We start from the raw sequence: 15,939 nt of genomic DNA, 5'->3' as shown, positions 1-15,939 counted from the left end.
GAGCAAACAGCAATGTCGTCTGAAGAGTTAGAACTGGTCTGGAACCATATCAAAGCCGAAGCCAGAGCGCTGGCCGATTGTGAACCGATGCTGGCCAGTTTTTACCATGCGACCTTGCTCAAGCACGAAAATCTCGGCAGCGCGCTCAGCTACATGCTGGCTAACAAGCTCGCTAACCCGATCATGCCCGCTATTGCCATACGCGAAATTGTTGAAGAAGCCTATCGTCAGGATCCTGAGATGATTGTCTCGGCCGCGTACGATATTCAGGCAGTGCGTCAGCGCGATCCGGCGGTCGACAAATATTCCACGCCGTTACTCTATCTGAAGGGCTTCCACGCGCTGCAGGCGTACCGTATTGGCCACTGGCTGTGGAAAGAGGGACGGCGCGCGCTGGCGGTGTATCTGCAAAACGAAATCTCGGTCTCATTCGCCGTGGATATTCATCCGGCGGCGCGCATCGGGCGTGGCATCATGCTGGATCACGCCACCGGCATCGTAATTGGTGAAACGGCTGTGGTGGAAAATGACGTCTCCATTCTGCAGTCGGTCACGCTGGGCGGTACCGGTAAAACCAGCGGCGATCGCCATCCGAAGATCCGTGAAGGGGTGATGATTGGCGCGGGGGCCAAAATCCTTGGCAATATTGAAGTCGGGCGCGGTGCCAAAATCGGTGCCGGTTCGGTGGTCTTGCAGCCGGTGCCGCCCCATACCACGGCGGCCGGCGTGCCGGCGCGCATTGTCGGCAAACCAGCCAGTGACAAACCGTCGATGGATATGGATCAGCACTTCACCGGCGCCGGGTTTGAGTACGGCGACGGCATCTAGCCTTTGATCAGCGCGCCCGCATAATCCAGCTGGCGCCACGCCTCATACACCACCACTGAAACCGCATTCGACAGGTTCATGCTGCGGCTTTCCGCGCGCATCGGAATGCGGATCTTCTGTTCTGCCGGCAACGCATTAAGAATTTCTGGCGGTAAGCCACGGCTCTCCGGGCCAAACAGCAGATAGTCGCCCGGCTGATAGCTGACGGCGCTGTGCGCCGGTGTGCCTTTGGTGGTCAGCGCGAATAAGCGCTGTGGCGCTTCCGCCGCCAGAAAAGCAGCGTAGCTGGCGTGCTTTTTCAGCGCGGTATATTCATGGTAATCCAGTCCGGCGCGGCGCAGGCGTTTATCATCCCAGGCGAAGCCTAACGGCTCAATCAGGTGCAGCTGAAAGCCGGTATTGGCGCACAGGCGGATGATGTTGCCGGTATTTGGCGGGATTTCAGGTTCAAATAAGACGATGTTTAGCATAAGGCCCCCGGAAACGAGGGCCGCAGCATAGCAAATTATTGCCGGGCGGAGTACAGCGGCAGCCACAGCGTCAGGCGCAGACCGCCTAACGGGCTATCATCGGCTTTCACCCAGCCGCGGTGCTGTTGCACGGCGGTTTCGACAATCGCCAGCCCGAGCCCGGTGCCGCCAGATTCACGGTCACGCGCTTCATCGGTGCGGTAGAACGGACGGAAAATCTGCTCGCGATCTTCCGGGCTGACGCCGGGACCGTCGTCGTCGACGTGCACGGTGATGCCCTGAATATCCACCGCAAAGCTAACGCTGATGTGCGTGTGCGAATAGCGCAGCGCGTTACGCACAATGTTCTCCAGCGCGCTTTCCAGCGCATGCGGGTTACCGTACAGCGGCCACGGACCGGGCGGATACGGCACGTCCATGGTTTTACCCATCTGCTCCGCTTCGAATTTGGCATCTTCCAGCACGCCGTTCCACAGCTGGTTGGCCTTCATCGCTTCGCTCACCAGCGCGTTCTTGTGCTGGGTGCGCGACAGTACCAGTAAGTCGTTGATCATGCCGTCCAGACGCTGCGCTTCGGTCTCAATACGCTCCAGCTCTTTGCCTTCGCCATGACGCCTGCGCAGTAGCGCCGTCGCCAGCTGCAGACGCGTCAGCGGCGTGCGTAATTCATGGCTGATATCCGACAGCAGACGCTGCTGTGCCGTCATCATGCGTTCGAGCGCGCTCACCATCTGGTTGAAACTGGAGCCGGCAGCGAGAAATTCCTGCGGGCCCGATTCCAGTTCCGGATGCTGACGCAGATTTCCGCTCGCCACTTCATCCGCGGCATGCTTTAGTTTGCGTGCCGGACGCGCCAGGCTCCACGCCAGCCATAGCAGCAGCGGTGAGCTGATTAACATGGTGACGATGAGCAGCAGCAGGGGGCGGTCAAACAGCAGGTTGACGAAATCAAGCTGAGAACTGGTGGCGGGACGGATCAGATACAGCTGGTAATTGTCTTCGCCGTCGCGCACCGCGAAGGGGCCGACCATCTCGACGCGGCCATACTTTTTCTTCTGCGGATGATCGGCATTATCGGACTGGCCGATAAAGTTGCGGATCACCTGCATTTCATTGTGCTGCGCACCGATCACCCGTCCTTCGCTGGTCACCAGCAGCAGGCGCTGACCGGGCGGTGCCCATTTGTCGATGGCGCGAAACAGCCGGCGCCACCACATCAGGTCGTTGGGCGGATCCTGTGACAGCTCCGCCTCAACGTGTTGCTCAATCATGGTGCCCTGGCGCTGTTCGCTCTCCATCAGCGAGGTCATCTGGCGCGAATCGAGTTTGGGCACCATCAGTACCAGCATCAACACCAGCGCCAGGGTGAGCCAGAAGATGGCGAAGATGCGGGTGGTCAAACTTCCAATCATGATGCCGAAACCATCAGATAGCCGCGTCCGCGCAGAGTTTTGAACCACGGATGACCATCACGACGTTCCGGCAGCTTACGACGCAGGTTAGAGATGTGCATATCGATGGCGCGGTCAAACGGCGTCAGGCGCTTGCCCAGCACTTCCTGGCTGAGATGCTCGCGTGACACCACCTGGCCAAGATGCTGCGCCAGTAAGTAGAGCAGGGTGAACTCGGTGCCGGTGAGATCCAGCGTTTCGCTGTCGAAGCTGGCTTCCTGACGGCCCGGATTCAGGCGCAGGCAATCCACTTCCAGCGTCGGTGAGCTGTTATCGTGCTGTTGCTGCTGTTCGCTCCAGTTGGAACGGCGCAGAATCGCACGGATACGCGCCACCAGTTCGCGATCGTTGAATGGCTTTGGCAGATAGTCATCCGCGCCCAGTTCCAGGCCCAGAACGCGGTCCAGCTCGCTACCGCGGGCGGTCAGCATGATGACAGGGGTTTGATGTTGCTGGCGTAGCTCTTTTAACGTGTCGATACCGTTCTTCTTCGGCATCATTACATCGAGCAAAAGCAGGTCGACGGTGTTGTCCAGCAGATTGAGCGCCTGCTCGCCATCGCTGGCGACAATCACCTCAAAACCTTCCATTTCAAGCAGTTCTTTAAGCAGCGAAGTCAATTCGCGGTCGTCATCAACCAACAGGATTTTATTCATTTTTTGTTGCCCTCCGCAGGCAAAATACCGTGTTCCTATAGTGGCAATCCAACGCTTTACGTAGTTTTACACCCCCTGACGGATGTTTGCAGCTGTCGCCGTACACTAGCTCTCGTTGAATCGCAAAACGGAACGAACCGGGAGTAAACGATGCGCTACTTAACCGCCGTCGTCTTTGCCTCAGCGATGGTTCTCAGTCACGCCAGCGCAGAAGCAGCAGACACGACGACGATTGACGAGATGCATCATAACGGCGGATTGACGACAGGCAGTATGACGCAAAATCCGCAAAGCCACATGTTCGATGGCATTGAGCTGACTGAACAACAGCGGCAACAGATGCGCGACCTGATGCAGCAAGCGCGCCATGAACGCCCGGTGTTAAGCGTTCAGGACATAGAAACTATGCATGACCTTGTCATTGCAGACAAATTTAACGAATCGGCTATCCGCCAGCAGGCAGAGAAACAGGCCCGCGAGCAGGTAGAACTGCAAATCGAGATGGCCCGGGTTCGTAATCAGATGTATCACCTGCTAACGCCTGCACAGCAAGCGACATTGCAGAAGAATTTTGAGCGGCGCCTGAATGAAGCGCGTCGGCTCTCCGGATTGCAGCCATCATCACCGCTGCAAGCAGTGAGTAGTACCAGCAGTAACCAGTAACATAGTATCCCTGTTTTCCTTGCCATAGACACCATCCCTGTCTTCCCCGCCATGATGGCGGGGTTTTTTTTGCCCTGAATTCGCGGGCAAACTGCATCCGTTTCGCTATCCTGTCACGCAGTCTGCACGGGACGGTGATAAACTTGAGCCATTTTCCACTGCATGGCGTGCTGCAGCGCCTGACGAGGCAAGGCATGGAACCTTCCTACGCAAAACTGGTAAACCGCGCGGCGCTGGCGGCAACCACGCTGGCAACGCTGTTGCTGATCGTGAAAATTTTCGCCTGGTGGTACACCGGTTCGGTCAGCGTGCTGGCGGCGCTGGTGGATTCGCTGGTCGATATCGCCGCGTCACTGACCAATCTGCTGGTGGTGCGCTATTCATTGCAGCCTGCCGATGACGATCACACCTTTGGTCACGGTAAAGCGGAATCGCTGGCGGCACTGGCGCAAAGCATGTTTATCTCCGGATCGGCGCTGTTTCTGTTTCTTACCGGGTTACAGCATCTGGCCACGCCGGAAACGCTGCGCGCGCCGCTGGTAGGTATAGTCGTGACGCTGATCGCCCTCAGCTCCACGCTGGTTCTGGTCGCTTTTCAGCGCTGGGTGGTGCGGCGTACCCGCAGCCAGGCGATTCGCGCGGACATGCTGCATTATCAGTCGGATGTGGTGATGAACGGCGCGATTCTGGTGGCGCTGGGCTTAAGCAGTTATGGTTTTAAGCGTGCGGATGCGCTGTTTGCGCTCGGCATTGGCGTATATATCCTCTATAACGCGCTGCGCATGGGCTATGAAGCGGTGCAGTCGCTGCTCGATCGTGCGCTGCCGGAGCAGGAAAAACAGGCGATTATCGCGCTGGTAAGCCACTGGCCCGGCGTGCGCGGTGCCCATGCATTACGTACGCGGCAGTCCGGTCCTACGCGGTTTATTCAGCTTCATCTGGAGATGGACGATCATCTCCCGCTGGTGCAGGCGCATCAGGTGGCGGATCAAATTGAGCAGGCATTACGGCAAAAATTTCCCGGCTCAGATGTGATCATTCATCAGGACCCCTGTTCTGTTGTGCCGCAAAATCAGCAGGGTTTTTTTCAGTTTTAGCCGTTATAAAACATAGTATTGCGTAAAAAAAATGACGTAACGCTAACAACTCTGTAAAAAATTAGCGAAAACTTGTCTGACCTGAATCAATTCAGCATCAAGCCTTTGATATACTATCTGCAACTATTAAGCCGTGCGATCGCGAGCTGGTCCACACCGGTCGACAGGCAGGAATAATCCTTAGTTTTGAACAATCCAGAGGTTGTCATGATCAAAAAAATCGGAGTACTGACCAGCGGCGGCGACGCCCCAGGCATGAACGCAGCCATTCGCGGAGTTGTCCGTTCCGCGCTGAGTGAAGGCCTTGAAGTTTTTGGTATTTATGACGGCTATCTGGGTTTGTACGAAGACCGCATGATCAACCTCGACCGCTACAGCGTGTCGGACATGATTAACCGCGGCGGCACCTTCCTCGGCTCGGCGCGTTTCCCGGAGTTCCGCAACGAAGAAGTGCGTCAGGTCGCGATCGAAAACATGAAAAAACGCGGCATTGATGCGCTGGTGGTGATTGGCGGTGACGGTTCTTACATGGGTGCCAAACGCCTGACCGAAATGGGTTTCCCGTGCATTGGCCTGCCGGGCACCATCGATAACGACGTCGCCGGTACCGATTACACCATCGGTTATTTCACCGCGCTGGAAACCGTAGTTGAAGCGATTGACCGTCTGCGCGACACCTCTTCTTCGCATCAGCGTATCTCCATCGTAGAAGTGATGGGCCGCTACTGCGGTGACCTGACCCTAGCGGCGGCCATCGCCGGTGGTTGTGAGTTCATCGTGCTGCCTGAAATCCCTTACACGCGCGAAGAACTGGTGGCAGAAATCCAGGCTGGCATTGCGAAAGGTAAAAAACACGCCATCGTGGCGATCACCGAACACATCTGTGACATCGACGATCTGGCGCACTTTATTGAAGCGGAAACCAAGCGTGAAACCCGTGCCACCGTGCTCGGTCACATCCAGCGCGGCGGTGCGCCATGCGCTTACGACCGCATTCTGGCATCACGCATGGGCGCTTATTCAATTGAGCTGCTGCTGCAGGGCTACGGCGGTCGCTGCGTGGGGATTCAGAACGAGAAGATGGTGCATCATGACATCATCGACGCTATCGAAAACATGAAGCGTCCGTTCAAGCGCGACTGGCTGGATACCGCGAAAAAACTCTACTAATCAACGATAAATCGGGCGCGATCGCTTTCGCGCCCTTTTTTATGCCTTGCTATATTCTCCATAGTTATAACAGCTTATTTTTAATTCTTTAATCCATGGATTGCTTTGTGTCAGTCTTGTTCTATAACGACCTCGGGAGAGCAAGCAATGAACAAGTGGAGTATTGGTGTCACCCTGTTACTGGCTTCAACCAGTGTTCTGGCAAAGGATATTCAGCTGTTAAACGTCTCTTACGATCCAACCCGTGAGCTGTACGAGCAGTACAACAAAGCGTTTAGCGCGCACTACAAGCAGGAAACCGGCGATAACGTGGTGATCCGCCAGTCGCACGGCGGTTCGGGTAAGCAGGCGACGTCCGTGATCAATGGCATCCGCGCAGATGTGGTGACGCTGGCGCTGCAGTCCGACGTGGATGCTATTGCTGACCGTGGTCGTATCGATAAAAACTGGATCAAGCGTCTGCCGGATAACTCGGCACCTTATACTTCCACCATCGTGTTCCTGGTACGCAAAGGCAATCCTAAAGGCATTCATGACTGGCCGGATCTGATTAAGCCAGGCGTTTCCGTAATCACGCCAAACCCGAAAACCTCCGGCGGCGCACGCTGGAACTATCTGGCGGCCTGGGGCTGGGCGCTGGACCAGAACCACGGTGACCAGGCAAAAGCGCTGGCTTACGTCCGGGCGCTGTTCAAAAACGTTGAAGTGCAGGATTCCGGTGCACGTGGCGCGACCAATACCTTCGTTGAGCGCGGTATCGGTGATGTGCTGATTGCATGGGAAAACGAAGCCTATCTGGCCGTCGATAAGCTGGGCAAAGACAAGTTTGAAATCGTTACGCCGAGCGAATCGATCCTCGCCGAACCGACGGTCTCCGTGGTCGATAAAGTGGTGGATGAGCAGGGCACGCGTAAGGTGGCGGAAGAGTATCTGAAATATCTCTACTCACCGGAAGGCCAGACCATCGCGGCGCAAAACTTCTATCGCCCGCGCGATCCTGAGGTGGCGAAGAAGTTTGCCAGCAGCTTCGCGCCGGTTAAGCTGTTCACCATCGATGACAAGTTTGGCGGCTGGAGCAAAGCGCAGAAAGCACACTTTGCCGACGGCGGCAGCTACGATCAGGTCATGAAACCGTAACCGCGTTTTCATCATGACGAAACGGTCAGCCCTGCGCTGGCCGTTTTGCTTTGCGGCGCGGAAAAAGCCGTGACTTTCCGCTGGCGACAGGTGAGGATGCTGACAGCTCATCACTGAGGATCTGGCCATGCAGGCGCGCCGCCGTAGTCTTACGTTGCTGATTATCGCGTTCATCCTTCTGATTGCCGGGCTGATCGCCGGTGCGGTGCATTTACATAAAAACGCCGACGCGCTGTGGCAGATTGTCAGCGAAAAGTGCGTACCGGACATGACGCAACGCGGTAATCCTGCCCCCTGTCAGCAGGTCAATCTGGCGCAGGGTTACGTCACGCTCAAAGATCTGAATGGCCCGCTGCAATATCTGCTGATGCCGATAGCAAAAATCACCGGCATGGAGAGCCCAATCCTCCTCGAACCCACCACGCCGAATCTGTTTGCTGCCGCCTGGCAGCAGCGCCGCCTGCTGGCACAGAAGCGCGGTGCGCCTGTCGACGACCGCGTGCTGTCGCTGGCCATCAACGCGCAGTATGGTCGTACGCAGAATCAGCTGCATATTCATATCTCCTGCCTGCGACCGGATGTGCGTCAGCAGCTGGATACGCTGGCGCCGAAGCTGAATGCGCAGTGGCAGACGGTAACGCTGCTGCGGCATACCTGGCTGATTCGCACGCTGAGCACCGCCGAACTGGCGCAGCAGAGCGTGTTTATCCGGCTGGCTGAGGAGGTGCCGCATGCACGCGGTGAGATGGGCAAATACGGGCTGGCGCTGGCCCAGCTGCCGGATGGACGTCTGGCGCTGCTGGCGCTGGAGCGCAACTGGCTCAAGCTGAATCGCGGTTCGGCGGAAGAACTGCAGGATCACCAGTGCCGTTTGCTGGAGTAAGTCGCGTCGCGACCGATCAGGCAATAAAAAAGGCGGCTCATCAGCCGCCTTTCTCTGCGTGAGAAACTTACGCGTTTTTCGCTGCTGCAGCGGCTTTGACGATCACCGCGAAAGCGTCGGCTTTCAGAGATGCACCGCCCACCAGCGCGCCATCGATGTCCGGCTGAGTGAACAGTTCTGCGGCGTTTTTGTCGTTAACCGAACCGCCGTACTGAATGATTACCTGCTCAGCGATAGCGGCATCTTTCTTCGCGATGTGGTCGCGAATGAATTTGTGTACTGCCTGCGCCTGCGCTGGGGTCGCTGATTTGCCGGTACCGATGGCCCAGACTGGCTCATAGGCGATAACCGCGCCTTCGAAGGCCGCTGCGCCCTGAGTTTCCAGCACGGCGTCGATCTGACGTGCGCACACTTCTTCAGTTTTGCCGGCTTCGTTCTCGGCTTCGGTCTCACCGATGCACAGCACTGGTACCAGGCCTGCGGCCTTCAGCACGGCGAATTTCTTCGCGATGAACTCGTCGCTCTCTTTATGGTAGGTGCGGCGCTCAGAGTGGCCGATGATGATGTATTTCGCGCCGATGTCTTTCAGCATCTCGGCAGAGGTTTCACCGGTGAAAGCGCCAGACAGGTTCACGTCAACGTTCTGCGCACCCAGCGCAATGTGGCTGCCGGAAATGGCGTGTTTGGCCTGATCCAGATAGATCGCCGGCGGAGCAATCGCCACACCGCAGCCTTCCACACCGGACAGCTCTTTGCGCAGGCCTTCAATCAGCTCGCCCGCCATGTGCTTGCTGCCATTCAGTTTCCAGTTACCCATAACCAGTGGATGTCGCATTCTTTCCTCCGCATAACGCGATTCATGAAATAGCGCTGCCATCGGGGCAGCGATGTCTGCCAGACAGTATAGAGATCAAATGGGGCGCTGGCTTTGCTTTTCGTCATTTTTGCCGGGGAGATCAGGGGCTAGCGAGCGCCAGTTTGATGGGCTCAACGGCGAAGGTCAGCCCTTTGTCGCCGTTGTCTGCGACCACGAAGCGCAGTGCACCTTCGGTGCGGGAGAAATAGCGTGCACCCTTGCCGGCGCTGAGCAGGCCGTCGAGCTTCTTGTGTCCCTCTTCCGCTGACAAACCGGGCACAAAAAAGCGCAGTAGCGCAGTCATGTAATCCATGGCGCGCGTCTGTGCCGCTTTCATATCCGGGCCCGGCACCGGCAGCCAGGTAATCTGCAGCGTTTTAATCTTGCCGGTGCCCTGTTCCAGCGCGGTAGAGGCATACAGCGTTTCGCTGATTTTGCTGGCGGCACGAGTCAGGTGGCTCTTGTCATCGCGGTTGTCGATGGCGCGATACTCCTGCAGCGGCAGGTCAGGATTGGCAGCGTTGTACTTTTCGCGGAACTGCGCGATGGTCATATCAAAGGTGGGCGCACCCGCCAGCAGATACGGCGCCGCAGGCAGGTGATCGTTGCGATCCTGCGCGGGCGCGTCCTCCGCCCAGGCGGGAAATGTCAGTGCGACGCTGAGCAGCAGCGCGACTGGCAGATTCTTCATTGCTTCGGCCCTAAATCATTCACTTAGCCCACGATTAGAACGGTTTTTACCGCTGAAAGTCAAAACCCGCGCCGGTAAAAATCTGACATTTTGCTGCCGGCGCGATTACCAGTAATGCTCGCTGGTCATGTGGCCCGGTTTACGTTTGAAATGCTTGCGCATATCGCGGGTCTCTTTCAGCAATTGCTGGGTATCGCGCACCATCTGCGGGTTACCGCACAGCATCACGTGGCTGGTATCGGCGAGCATCGGCAGGCCCACGGCGTTTTCCAGTTCTCTGCTCTCGATCAGCTGCGGTACGCGGCCATGCAGTGAACCGGGCATCTGCTCGCGGCTGACCACTGTCTGAATGTGCAGTTTACCCTGATAACGCTGCTGTAGCTGCTGCATCAGCGGCAGAAAACTCAGGTCGGCGGCATAGCGCGCAGCGTGCACCAGCACAATGTTGTCGAAGCGTTCCAGCCCTTCGCCCTGTTGCAAAATCGACAGATACGGGCCGATCGCCGTGCCGGTCGCCAGCATCCACAGCGTCTGGCAGTCGGGGATCTCATCCAGCACAAAGAAACCGGCCGCCTCTTTGGTTACCATCACCTGATCGCCAGGCTGCAGCGCCTGCAAACGCGGGCTGAGCTTCCCTTCCGGCACCGTTACCAGATAGAACTCCAGCAGCGGATCCTGCGGCGCGTTAACGTAGGAGTAGGCGCGCTGCACGCGCTCGCCGTCGACTTCCAGCGCCAGCTTGGCAAACTGGCCGGCGGTAAAAGGGTCGATGGGCGCCGTGACGCGCAGGCTGAACAGTGCGTCGGTCCAGTTTTTCACTTCTTTTACTTCTGCATTGACCCACTCTGCCATGTTCGCTCCTGATGATTGATAATTGGTCTCTTTCTATCTTCGTCAGCCCGGCACCAGATTTCCAGCCCCGCAGCCGGTAAAGGGCTCTCTGCGACAAATCGTCCGCACACATCAGCAACTGTAGCGGCCACGTTACAGCCTGGTACAGAAGCTTGACGGTGCCTGAGCTATCGCTTTACGCCCGCCTCTCGCTTTGTGCGCAATTCCTGATATTTTTGCCGCCATAACTCTCCGGCAGCCCTGTTTAGTGCTGTCATTACTTTGTTTCTCAGGCAGACATTTTGTTCCATGATGATGAGTAATACGCAAAACCGCTTCCTGCTGTTCATGCTGATTGTGCTGGTGGCGGTCGGGCAGATGGCGCAGACCATTTATGTGCCCGCGATGGCGAATATGGCAGAGGCGCTTAACGTACGCAGCGGCGCCATGCAGCAGGTGATGGCGGCCTATCTGATGACCTACGGCGGATCGCAGCTGATCTACGGCCCGCTGTCGGACAGCATTGGCCGGCGTCCGGTGATCCTCGCGGGCATGACGATCTTCGCGGCGGGCGCGCTGATCGCCCTGTTTGCGCCGTCGCTGAGTGTGCTGGTGCTGGGCAGTGCGGTACAGGGACTGGGTACCGGCGTGGCCGGCGTGATGGCGCGCACCATGCCGCGCGATCTTTACTCCGGCATTGCGCTGCGCCAGGCCAACAGCCTGCTCAACATGGGCATTCTGGTCAGCCCGCTGCTGGCACCGGTAATCGGCGCGCTGCTGACCCATCTGTTTGGCTGGCACGCCTGCTTTGCTTTCCTGCTGCTGCTGTGTGTTGGCGTAACGGCGGCGATGGCCCGCTGGCTCCCGGAGACCCGTCCGGTGGATGCGCCCGCGACACCGTTTCTGCGCCGCTACATCACGCTGCTCAGCGACGGCAACTTTGTGCGTTATCTGCTACTGCTGATCGGCGCGCTGGCGGGCATTGCGGTATTTGAGGCCAGCTGTGGCGTACTGATGGCGGGCGTGCTGGGGCTGGACGGACTGACAGTGAGTATTTTGTTCATCCTGCCGATTCCGGCGGCCTTTTTCGGCGCCTGGTTTGCCGGCCGCGAGCAGAAATCCTGGCATACGCTGATGTGGTACGGCGTGAACAGCTGCCTGCTGGCGGGCCTGCTGATGTGGCTGCCGGCGTGGTTTGGCGTGATGACTATCTGGACGCTGCTGGTGCCGGCCGCGCTGTTCTTCTTCGGCGCGGGCATGCTGTTTCCGCTGGCAACTTCTGGCGCGATGGAGCCCTACGCGTGGCTGGCCGGCAGTGCCGGTGCGCTGATTGGCGGTCTGCAGAATCTCGGTTCCGGCGTGGTGGCGTGGCTCTCAGCGCTGCTGCCGCAGCACGATCAGTCGAGCCTCGGCATGCTGATGTTTGTGACGTCGCTGGTGATGCTGCTGTGCTGGTGGCCGCTCTCGCGTCATCCGGAGAGCGGCAAACAGACGGTTACAGGATAAAAGGGTGCAGCGCCGCGTCTTTGCGGTCCAGATAGTGGATTGACTGAATGCGGCGAATGGTGCGCGATTTACCGCGCACCAGCAGCGTTTCGCTGGTGGCGATATTGCCCTGGCGCGTGATGCCCTTTAGCAGATCGCCCGTGGTGATGCCGGTCGCCGCAAAAATCACGTTATCGTTACGCGCCATCTGTTGCAGCGTCAGCACTTCCCCGGCGTTGATGCCCATTTCGGCACAGCGCGCCAGCTCCTGCTCACCCAGACGGCGGTTTTCGGCCGAATCCCCTTTGACCTGATGACGAGCCAGCAGGCGCGCCTGCATGTCGCCATCCATGGCGCGGATCACCGCCGCTGACACCACGCCTTCCGGCGCGCCGCCGATGCCATACAGCACGTCCACTTCGCTGTCCGGCATGCAGGTAAGAATCGAGGCCGCGACATCGCCGTCCGGAAAAGCAAACACGCGCACGCCCAGCTGCTGCAGCTGCGCGATGACCGCATCGTGACGCGGTTTGGCGAGAATCGACACCGTCAGCTGGCTGAGCGGTTTATTGAGTGCCTGCGCAATCGCCTGCAGATTGGTGGCGAGCGGCTGGTTGAGATCGATAGCGCCGCGCGCGCCCGGACCGACAATCAGCTTTTCCATATACATATCAGGTGCGTGCAGGAAGCTGCCTTTATCGCCCACCGCCAGCACCGCCAGCGCGTTGGCCTGGCCCATCGCAGTCATACGCGTGCCTTCGATAGGATCAACTGCAATGTCCACCGCATCGCCGTGGCCGGTACCGACTTTTTCACCAATGTAGAGCATCGGTGCTTCGTCGATTTCGCCTTCGCCAATCACGATCTGGCCGTCGATATTGATGGTGTTGAGCATAATGCGCATGGCGTTGACGGCGGCGCCGTCGGCGGCATTCTTGTCGCCGCGTCCTAACCAGTGATAGCCCGCTAACGCAGCGGCTTCGGTCACACGGGAAAATTCAATCGCGAGTTCTCGTTTCATGGTCTGCACCTGACAAAAAACAGGCGGGCAGTGTAGCACAGCGGGGCAGGGGGACGGGAAAAACCCGCGGCAGGGCGCCGCGGGTCAGCACAGTGTTACTCTTCTTCTTCCCACGCCTGGGCGCGCGCCACGGCTTTTTTCCAGCCGGCATAGCGCACGTTGCGTTCGGTGGTTTCAATGCTTGGACGGAACTCGCGTTCCACTACAGCTTTAGCACGAACTTCTTCCAGATCGTTCCAGAAGCCGACCGCCAGACCGGCGAGGTAAGCCGCACCCAGCGCAGTCACTTCGCGCACTTCCGGACGCTCCACACGCGTGCCGAGAATATCGGACTGGAACTGCATCAGGAAGTTGTTGGCCACCGCACCGCCATCCACGCGCAGCGACTGCAGGCGGGTATCGGCATCGTTCTGCATTGCTTCCAGCACGTCACGCGTCTGGTAAGCGATGGACTCCAGCGTGGCGCGAATGATGTGGTTGGCGTTGGCACCACGGGTCAGACCGAAGATTGCGCCGCGCGCATACGGGTCCCAGTACGGTGCGCCAAGACCGGTAAAGGCCGGCACCATGTACACGCCGTTGGTGTCTTTGACTTTCATCGCGAAGTATTCGGAGTCGCCCGCATCGCTGATCAGCTTCATCTCATCGCGCAGCCACTGAATTGACGCACCACCGATGAACACGGCACCTTCCAGCGCGTAGTTCACCTCGCCGCGTGGACCGCAGGCGATGGTGGTCAGCAGACCGTGAGTAGAAGTAACCGCTTCGGTACCGGTGTTCATCAGCATAAAGCAGCCGGTGCCGTAGGTGTTTTTCGCCATACCAGGCTGCACACACAGCTGGCCATACAGCGCAGCCTGCTGGTCACCGGCGATACCGGCGATAGGAATACGCGTGCCGCCCTTACCACCAATGTTGGTCTGGCCGTAGATTTCGGACGATCCTTTCACTTCCGGCAGCATTTCACGCGGAATATCCAGAATCTCCAGCATGCGCGCATCCCACTCCAGCTTGTGGATGTTGTACATCATGGTACGCGATGCGTTGGTGTGATCGGTGATGTGCACGCGGCCCTGAGTCATTTTCCACACCAGCCAGGTGTCAACGGTGCCAAACAGCAGCTCGCCGCGTTTCGCCCGCTCACGTGCGCCTTCCACGTGGTCGAGAATCCATTTCACCTTGGTGCCGGAGAAGTACGGGTTAATCACCAGACCGGTGGTGTGCTGGATGTACTCTTCCAGACCCTCTTTCTTCAGCTTGTTACAGTAGTCGGCGGTACGCGGATCCTGCCAGACGATGGCGTTGTAAATCGGTTTGCCGGTCTCTTTGTCCCAGACAATCGCGGTTTCACGCTGGTTGGTGATACCGATGGCGGCGATCTGGTCAGAACGGATATCAGCGTGCGCCAGCACTTCCACCAGCGTGGAGCTCTGTGAGGCCCAGATGTCCATCGGATCGTGTTCAACCCAGCCGGCTTTCGGGTAGATCTGGGTGAATTCGCGCTGTGAGACGGCGACGATGTTGGCGTCATGATCGAGCACCACGGCACGTGAGCTGGTTGTGCCCTGATCGAGCGCGACAATATATTTTTTATCAGTCGTAGTCATTATGGTTTCCTGATGATTAACGATGAAACTTACGCTTTACGCTGCTCAGCGCGCGCGACCGGTTTTTCTGTTTTACTGGTTTCTGCAAGGTTGCCCGGCAGGTGACGGCCAATCAGCGCACGGTAACCGAAGGCTCCGAGGCAGGCACCGACCAGCGGGCCAAAAATTGGCACCAGGAAGTAAGGAATATCTTTACCACCGGTGAACGCCACGTTACCCCAGCCCGCGAAGAAGGCGAACAGCTTCGGACCGAAGTCACGCGCCGGGTTCAGGGCGAAGCCGGTCAGCGGACCCATGGAACCGCCAATCACCGCCACCAGCAGACCAATCAGCAGCGGCGCCAGCGGGCCACGCGGTACGCCGTTGCCATCGTCGGTCAGCGCCATGATCACCGCCATCAGCACGGCAGTAATCACCATTTCTACCAGGAACGCCTGCGCCACGGTGATGTGCGGGTTCGGATAGGTGGAGAAGATACCGGCCAGATCGAGGCTTTGCACGCTGCCGCGTACCATCTGGTGGCTGGCTTCGTAATCAAAGAACAGATTGTAGTAAAGACCGTAGACCAGCGCCGCCGCACAGAACGCGCCAGCGATTTGCGACACAATATAAGGTAAAACTTTGCGGCCTTCGAAGTTGGCGAACAGGCACAGGGCAACCGTGACTGCCGGATTGAGGTGAGCGCCGGATACGCCTGCGCTCAGATAAACCGCCATGGAGACAGCAAGACCCCAGATGATACAAATTTCCCACTGGCCGAATGCGGCACCGGCCAGCTTCAGCGCCGCCACACAGCCGGCACCAAAAAAGATGATCAAACCGGTACCGAGAAACTCGGCGATGCACTGACCTTTGAGTGTGTTCGTTGTCTGACTCATAATGGAATTCCTGAAGCGAGGTTAAATTTTATCAGTTTTTGTTCTCAATCCTTGAGTCGCCCAGCTCTAATGTAGGGTTGATGTGAATTTATCGTTAACGAGCATAAACGAGAAATAGCGAAATCGAATTTTGTGTGCCGTGTCATAAAAATGCGCGTTTTCGCGTCTTTTGCCTGTGTTTAGGGCCAAAAACCCCCGCTGCGCTGCACCCCGCG

At 58.0% G+C, this 15,939-nt stretch carries 16 protein-coding genes; 7 read left to right on the top strand and 9 right to left on the bottom strand.

Features of this window, described 5'->3' with window-relative positions; genetic code table 11:
* Positions 1 to 12 precede the first annotated feature (12 nt).
* Positions 13 to 828, top strand: coding sequence for a serine O-acetyltransferase (gene cysE / locus E7738_RS13500; protein ID WP_021507052.1), 816 nt, complete (start codon positions 13 to 15; stop codon positions 826 to 828).
* Here cysE and trmL read toward each other — a convergent pair.
* Genes trmL through cpxR form a run of 3 tightly spaced genes read right to left on the bottom strand, consistent with a single transcriptional unit; the run spans position 825 to position 3,405 of the window.
* Positions 825 to 1,298, bottom strand: a complete 474-nt coding sequence (gene trmL / locus E7738_RS13495; protein ID WP_021507051.1) for a tRNA (uridine(34)/cytosine(34)/5-carboxymethylaminomethyluridine(34)-2'-O)-methyltransferase TrmL — start codon at positions 1,296 to 1,298, stop codon at positions 825 to 827. The two genes, cysE and trmL, sit on opposite strands and share 4 nt — an antisense overlap.
* Positions 1,299 to 1,333: 35 nt before the next feature.
* Positions 1,334 to 2,710 carry an envelope stress sensor histidine kinase CpxA gene (gene cpxA / locus E7738_RS13490; RefSeq protein ID WP_031279625.1) on the bottom strand — a complete coding sequence of 459 codons (1,377 nt, stop codon included), beginning with the start codon at positions 2,708 to 2,710 and terminating at the stop codon, positions 1,334 to 1,336.
* A complete protein-coding gene (gene cpxR / locus E7738_RS13485; RefSeq protein ID WP_007885339.1) occupies positions 2,707 to 3,405 on the bottom strand; it encodes an envelope stress response regulator transcription factor CpxR in 699 nt (232 codons plus the stop codon). The genes cpxA and cpxR overlap by 4 nt, the downstream gene beginning before the upstream one ends.
* A gap of 150 nt (positions 3,406 to 3,555) precedes the next feature.
* Between cpxR and cpxP the strand changes: the two genes are divergently transcribed.
* The 5 genes from cpxP (at position 3,556) to E7738_RS13460 (ending at position 8,355) form a co-directional block, all read left to right on the top strand.
* A complete protein-coding gene (gene cpxP, locus E7738_RS13480; RefSeq protein WP_021507049.1) occupies positions 3,556 to 4,068 on the top strand; it encodes a cell-envelope stress modulator CpxP in 513 nt (170 codons plus the stop codon).
* Between the two features lie 194 nt (positions 4,069 to 4,262).
* A complete protein-coding gene (gene fieF / locus E7738_RS13475; RefSeq protein ID WP_058781662.1) occupies positions 4,263 to 5,165 on the top strand; it encodes a CDF family cation-efflux transporter FieF in 903 nt (300 codons plus the stop codon).
* A gap of 207 nt (positions 5,166 to 5,372) precedes the next feature.
* The gene (gene pfkA / locus E7738_RS13470; protein WP_021507047.1) at positions 5,373 to 6,335 is read left to right on the top strand and encodes a 6-phosphofructokinase; all 963 of its coding nucleotides are present in this window, start codon (positions 5,373 to 5,375) and stop codon (positions 6,333 to 6,335) included.
* 147 nt (positions 6,336 to 6,482) lie between these two features.
* Positions 6,483 to 7,472 carry a sulfate ABC transporter substrate-binding protein gene (locus E7738_RS13465; RefSeq protein ID WP_021507046.1) on the top strand — a complete coding sequence of 330 codons (990 nt, stop codon included), beginning with the start codon at positions 6,483 to 6,485 and terminating at the stop codon, positions 7,470 to 7,472.
* Between the two features lie 127 nt (positions 7,473 to 7,599).
* Complete coding sequence (locus tag E7738_RS13460) at positions 7,600 to 8,355, top strand: CDP-diacylglycerol diphosphatase (protein ID WP_262256646.1); 756 nt, start codon at positions 7,600 to 7,602, stop codon at positions 8,353 to 8,355.
* A gap of 67 nt (positions 8,356 to 8,422) precedes the next feature.
* On the opposite strand, the gene tpiA is transcribed toward E7738_RS13460, so the two are convergent.
* The 3 genes from tpiA to fpr form a co-directional block, all read right to left on the bottom strand.
* A complete protein-coding gene (gene tpiA, locus E7738_RS13455; RefSeq protein WP_031279624.1) occupies positions 8,423 to 9,190 on the bottom strand; it encodes a triose-phosphate isomerase in 768 nt (255 codons plus the stop codon).
* Between the two features lie 121 nt (positions 9,191 to 9,311).
* Positions 9,312 to 9,902 carry a YiiQ family protein gene (locus E7738_RS13450; protein WP_058771031.1) on the bottom strand — a complete coding sequence of 197 codons (591 nt, stop codon included), beginning with the start codon at positions 9,900 to 9,902 and terminating at the stop codon, positions 9,312 to 9,314.
* Positions 9,903 to 10,007: 105 nt separating this feature from the next.
* On the bottom strand, positions 10,008 to 10,754 hold the full coding sequence (gene fpr / locus E7738_RS13445; protein WP_058771032.1) for a ferredoxin--NADP(+) reductase: 747 nt from the start codon (positions 10,752 to 10,754) through the stop codon (positions 10,008 to 10,010).
* A 291-nt stretch (positions 10,755 to 11,045) separates the two neighbouring features.
* Between fpr and emrD the strand changes: the two genes are divergently transcribed.
* Positions 11,046 to 12,239: a multidrug efflux MFS transporter EmrD gene (gene emrD / locus E7738_RS13440; RefSeq protein ID WP_275044624.1), complete on the top strand. Its 1,194-nt coding sequence runs from the start codon at positions 11,046 to 11,048 to the stop codon at positions 12,237 to 12,239.
* On the opposite strand, the gene glpX is transcribed toward emrD, so the two are convergent.
* The 3 genes from glpX to E7738_RS13425 form a co-directional block, all read right to left on the bottom strand.
* Entirely contained in the window at positions 12,229 to 13,239 is a 1,011-nt protein-coding gene (gene glpX / locus E7738_RS13435) for a class II fructose-bisphosphatase (RefSeq protein WP_141497161.1), read from the bottom strand. The two genes, emrD and glpX, sit on opposite strands and share 11 nt — an antisense overlap.
* Positions 13,240 to 13,334: 95 nt before the next feature.
* On the bottom strand, positions 13,335 to 14,846 hold the full coding sequence (gene glpK / locus E7738_RS13430) for a glycerol kinase GlpK (protein WP_021507040.1): 1,512 nt from the start codon (positions 14,844 to 14,846) through the stop codon (positions 13,335 to 13,337).
* A gap of 29 nt (positions 14,847 to 14,875) precedes the next feature.
* Complete coding sequence (locus E7738_RS13425) at positions 14,876 to 15,724, bottom strand: MIP/aquaporin family protein (protein ID WP_021507039.1); 849 nt, start codon at positions 15,722 to 15,724, stop codon at positions 14,876 to 14,878.
* Between the last annotated feature and the right edge of the window lie 215 nt (positions 15,725 to 15,939).

The sequence above is a fragment of the Pantoea sp. SGAir0430 genome (genome assembly GCF_043549295.1).
The sequence above is the reverse complement of the archived record's forward strand: the minus strand, read 5'-3'. Positions and strand labels throughout refer to the sequence as shown.

Excerpts from the sequence above, each read along its gene's own strand:
- cysE (WP_021507052.1), top strand. The coding sequence starts at position 13 with ATGTCGTCTGAAGAGTTAGAACTGGTCTGGAACCATATCAAAGCCGAA.
- trmL (WP_021507051.1), bottom strand. The coding sequence starts at position 1,298 with ATGCTAAACATCGTCTTATTTGAACCTGAAATCCCGCCAAATACCGGC.
- cpxA (WP_031279625.1), bottom strand. The coding sequence starts at position 2,710 with ATGATTGGAAGTTTGACCACCCGCATCTTCGCCATCTTCTGGCTCACC.
- cpxR (WP_007885339.1), bottom strand. The coding sequence starts at position 3,405 with ATGAATAAAATCCTGTTGGTTGATGACGACCGCGAATTGACTTCGCTG.
- cpxP (WP_021507049.1), top strand. The coding sequence starts at position 3,556 with ATGCGCTACTTAACCGCCGTCGTCTTTGCCTCAGCGATGGTTCTCAGT.
- fieF (WP_058781662.1), top strand. The coding sequence starts at position 4,263 with ATGGAACCTTCCTACGCAAAACTGGTAAACCGCGCGGCGCTGGCGGCA.
- pfkA (WP_021507047.1), top strand. The coding sequence starts at position 5,373 with ATGATCAAAAAAATCGGAGTACTGACCAGCGGCGGCGACGCCCCAGGC.
- E7738_RS13465 (WP_021507046.1), top strand. The coding sequence starts at position 6,483 with ATGAACAAGTGGAGTATTGGTGTCACCCTGTTACTGGCTTCAACCAGT.
- E7738_RS13460 (WP_262256646.1), top strand. The coding sequence starts at position 7,600 with ATGCAGGCGCGCCGCCGTAGTCTTACGTTGCTGATTATCGCGTTCATC.
- tpiA (WP_031279624.1), bottom strand. The coding sequence starts at position 9,190 with ATGCGACATCCACTGGTTATGGGTAACTGGAAACTGAATGGCAGCAAG.
- E7738_RS13450 (WP_058771031.1), bottom strand. The coding sequence starts at position 9,902 with ATGAAGAATCTGCCAGTCGCGCTGCTGCTCAGCGTCGCACTGACATTT.
- fpr (WP_058771032.1), bottom strand. The coding sequence starts at position 10,754 with ATGGCAGAGTGGGTCAATGCAGAAGTAAAAGAAGTGAAAAACTGGACC.
- emrD (WP_275044624.1), top strand. The coding sequence starts at position 11,046 with ATGATGAGTAATACGCAAAACCGCTTCCTGCTGTTCATGCTGATTGTG.
- glpX (WP_141497161.1), bottom strand. The coding sequence starts at position 13,239 with ATGAAACGAGAACTCGCGATTGAATTTTCCCGTGTGACCGAAGCCGCT.
- glpK (WP_021507040.1), bottom strand. The coding sequence starts at position 14,846 with ATGACTACGACTGATAAAAAATATATTGTCGCGCTCGATCAGGGCACA.
- E7738_RS13425 (WP_021507039.1), bottom strand. The coding sequence starts at position 15,724 with ATGAGTCAGACAACGAACACACTCAAAGGTCAGTGCATCGCCGAGTTT.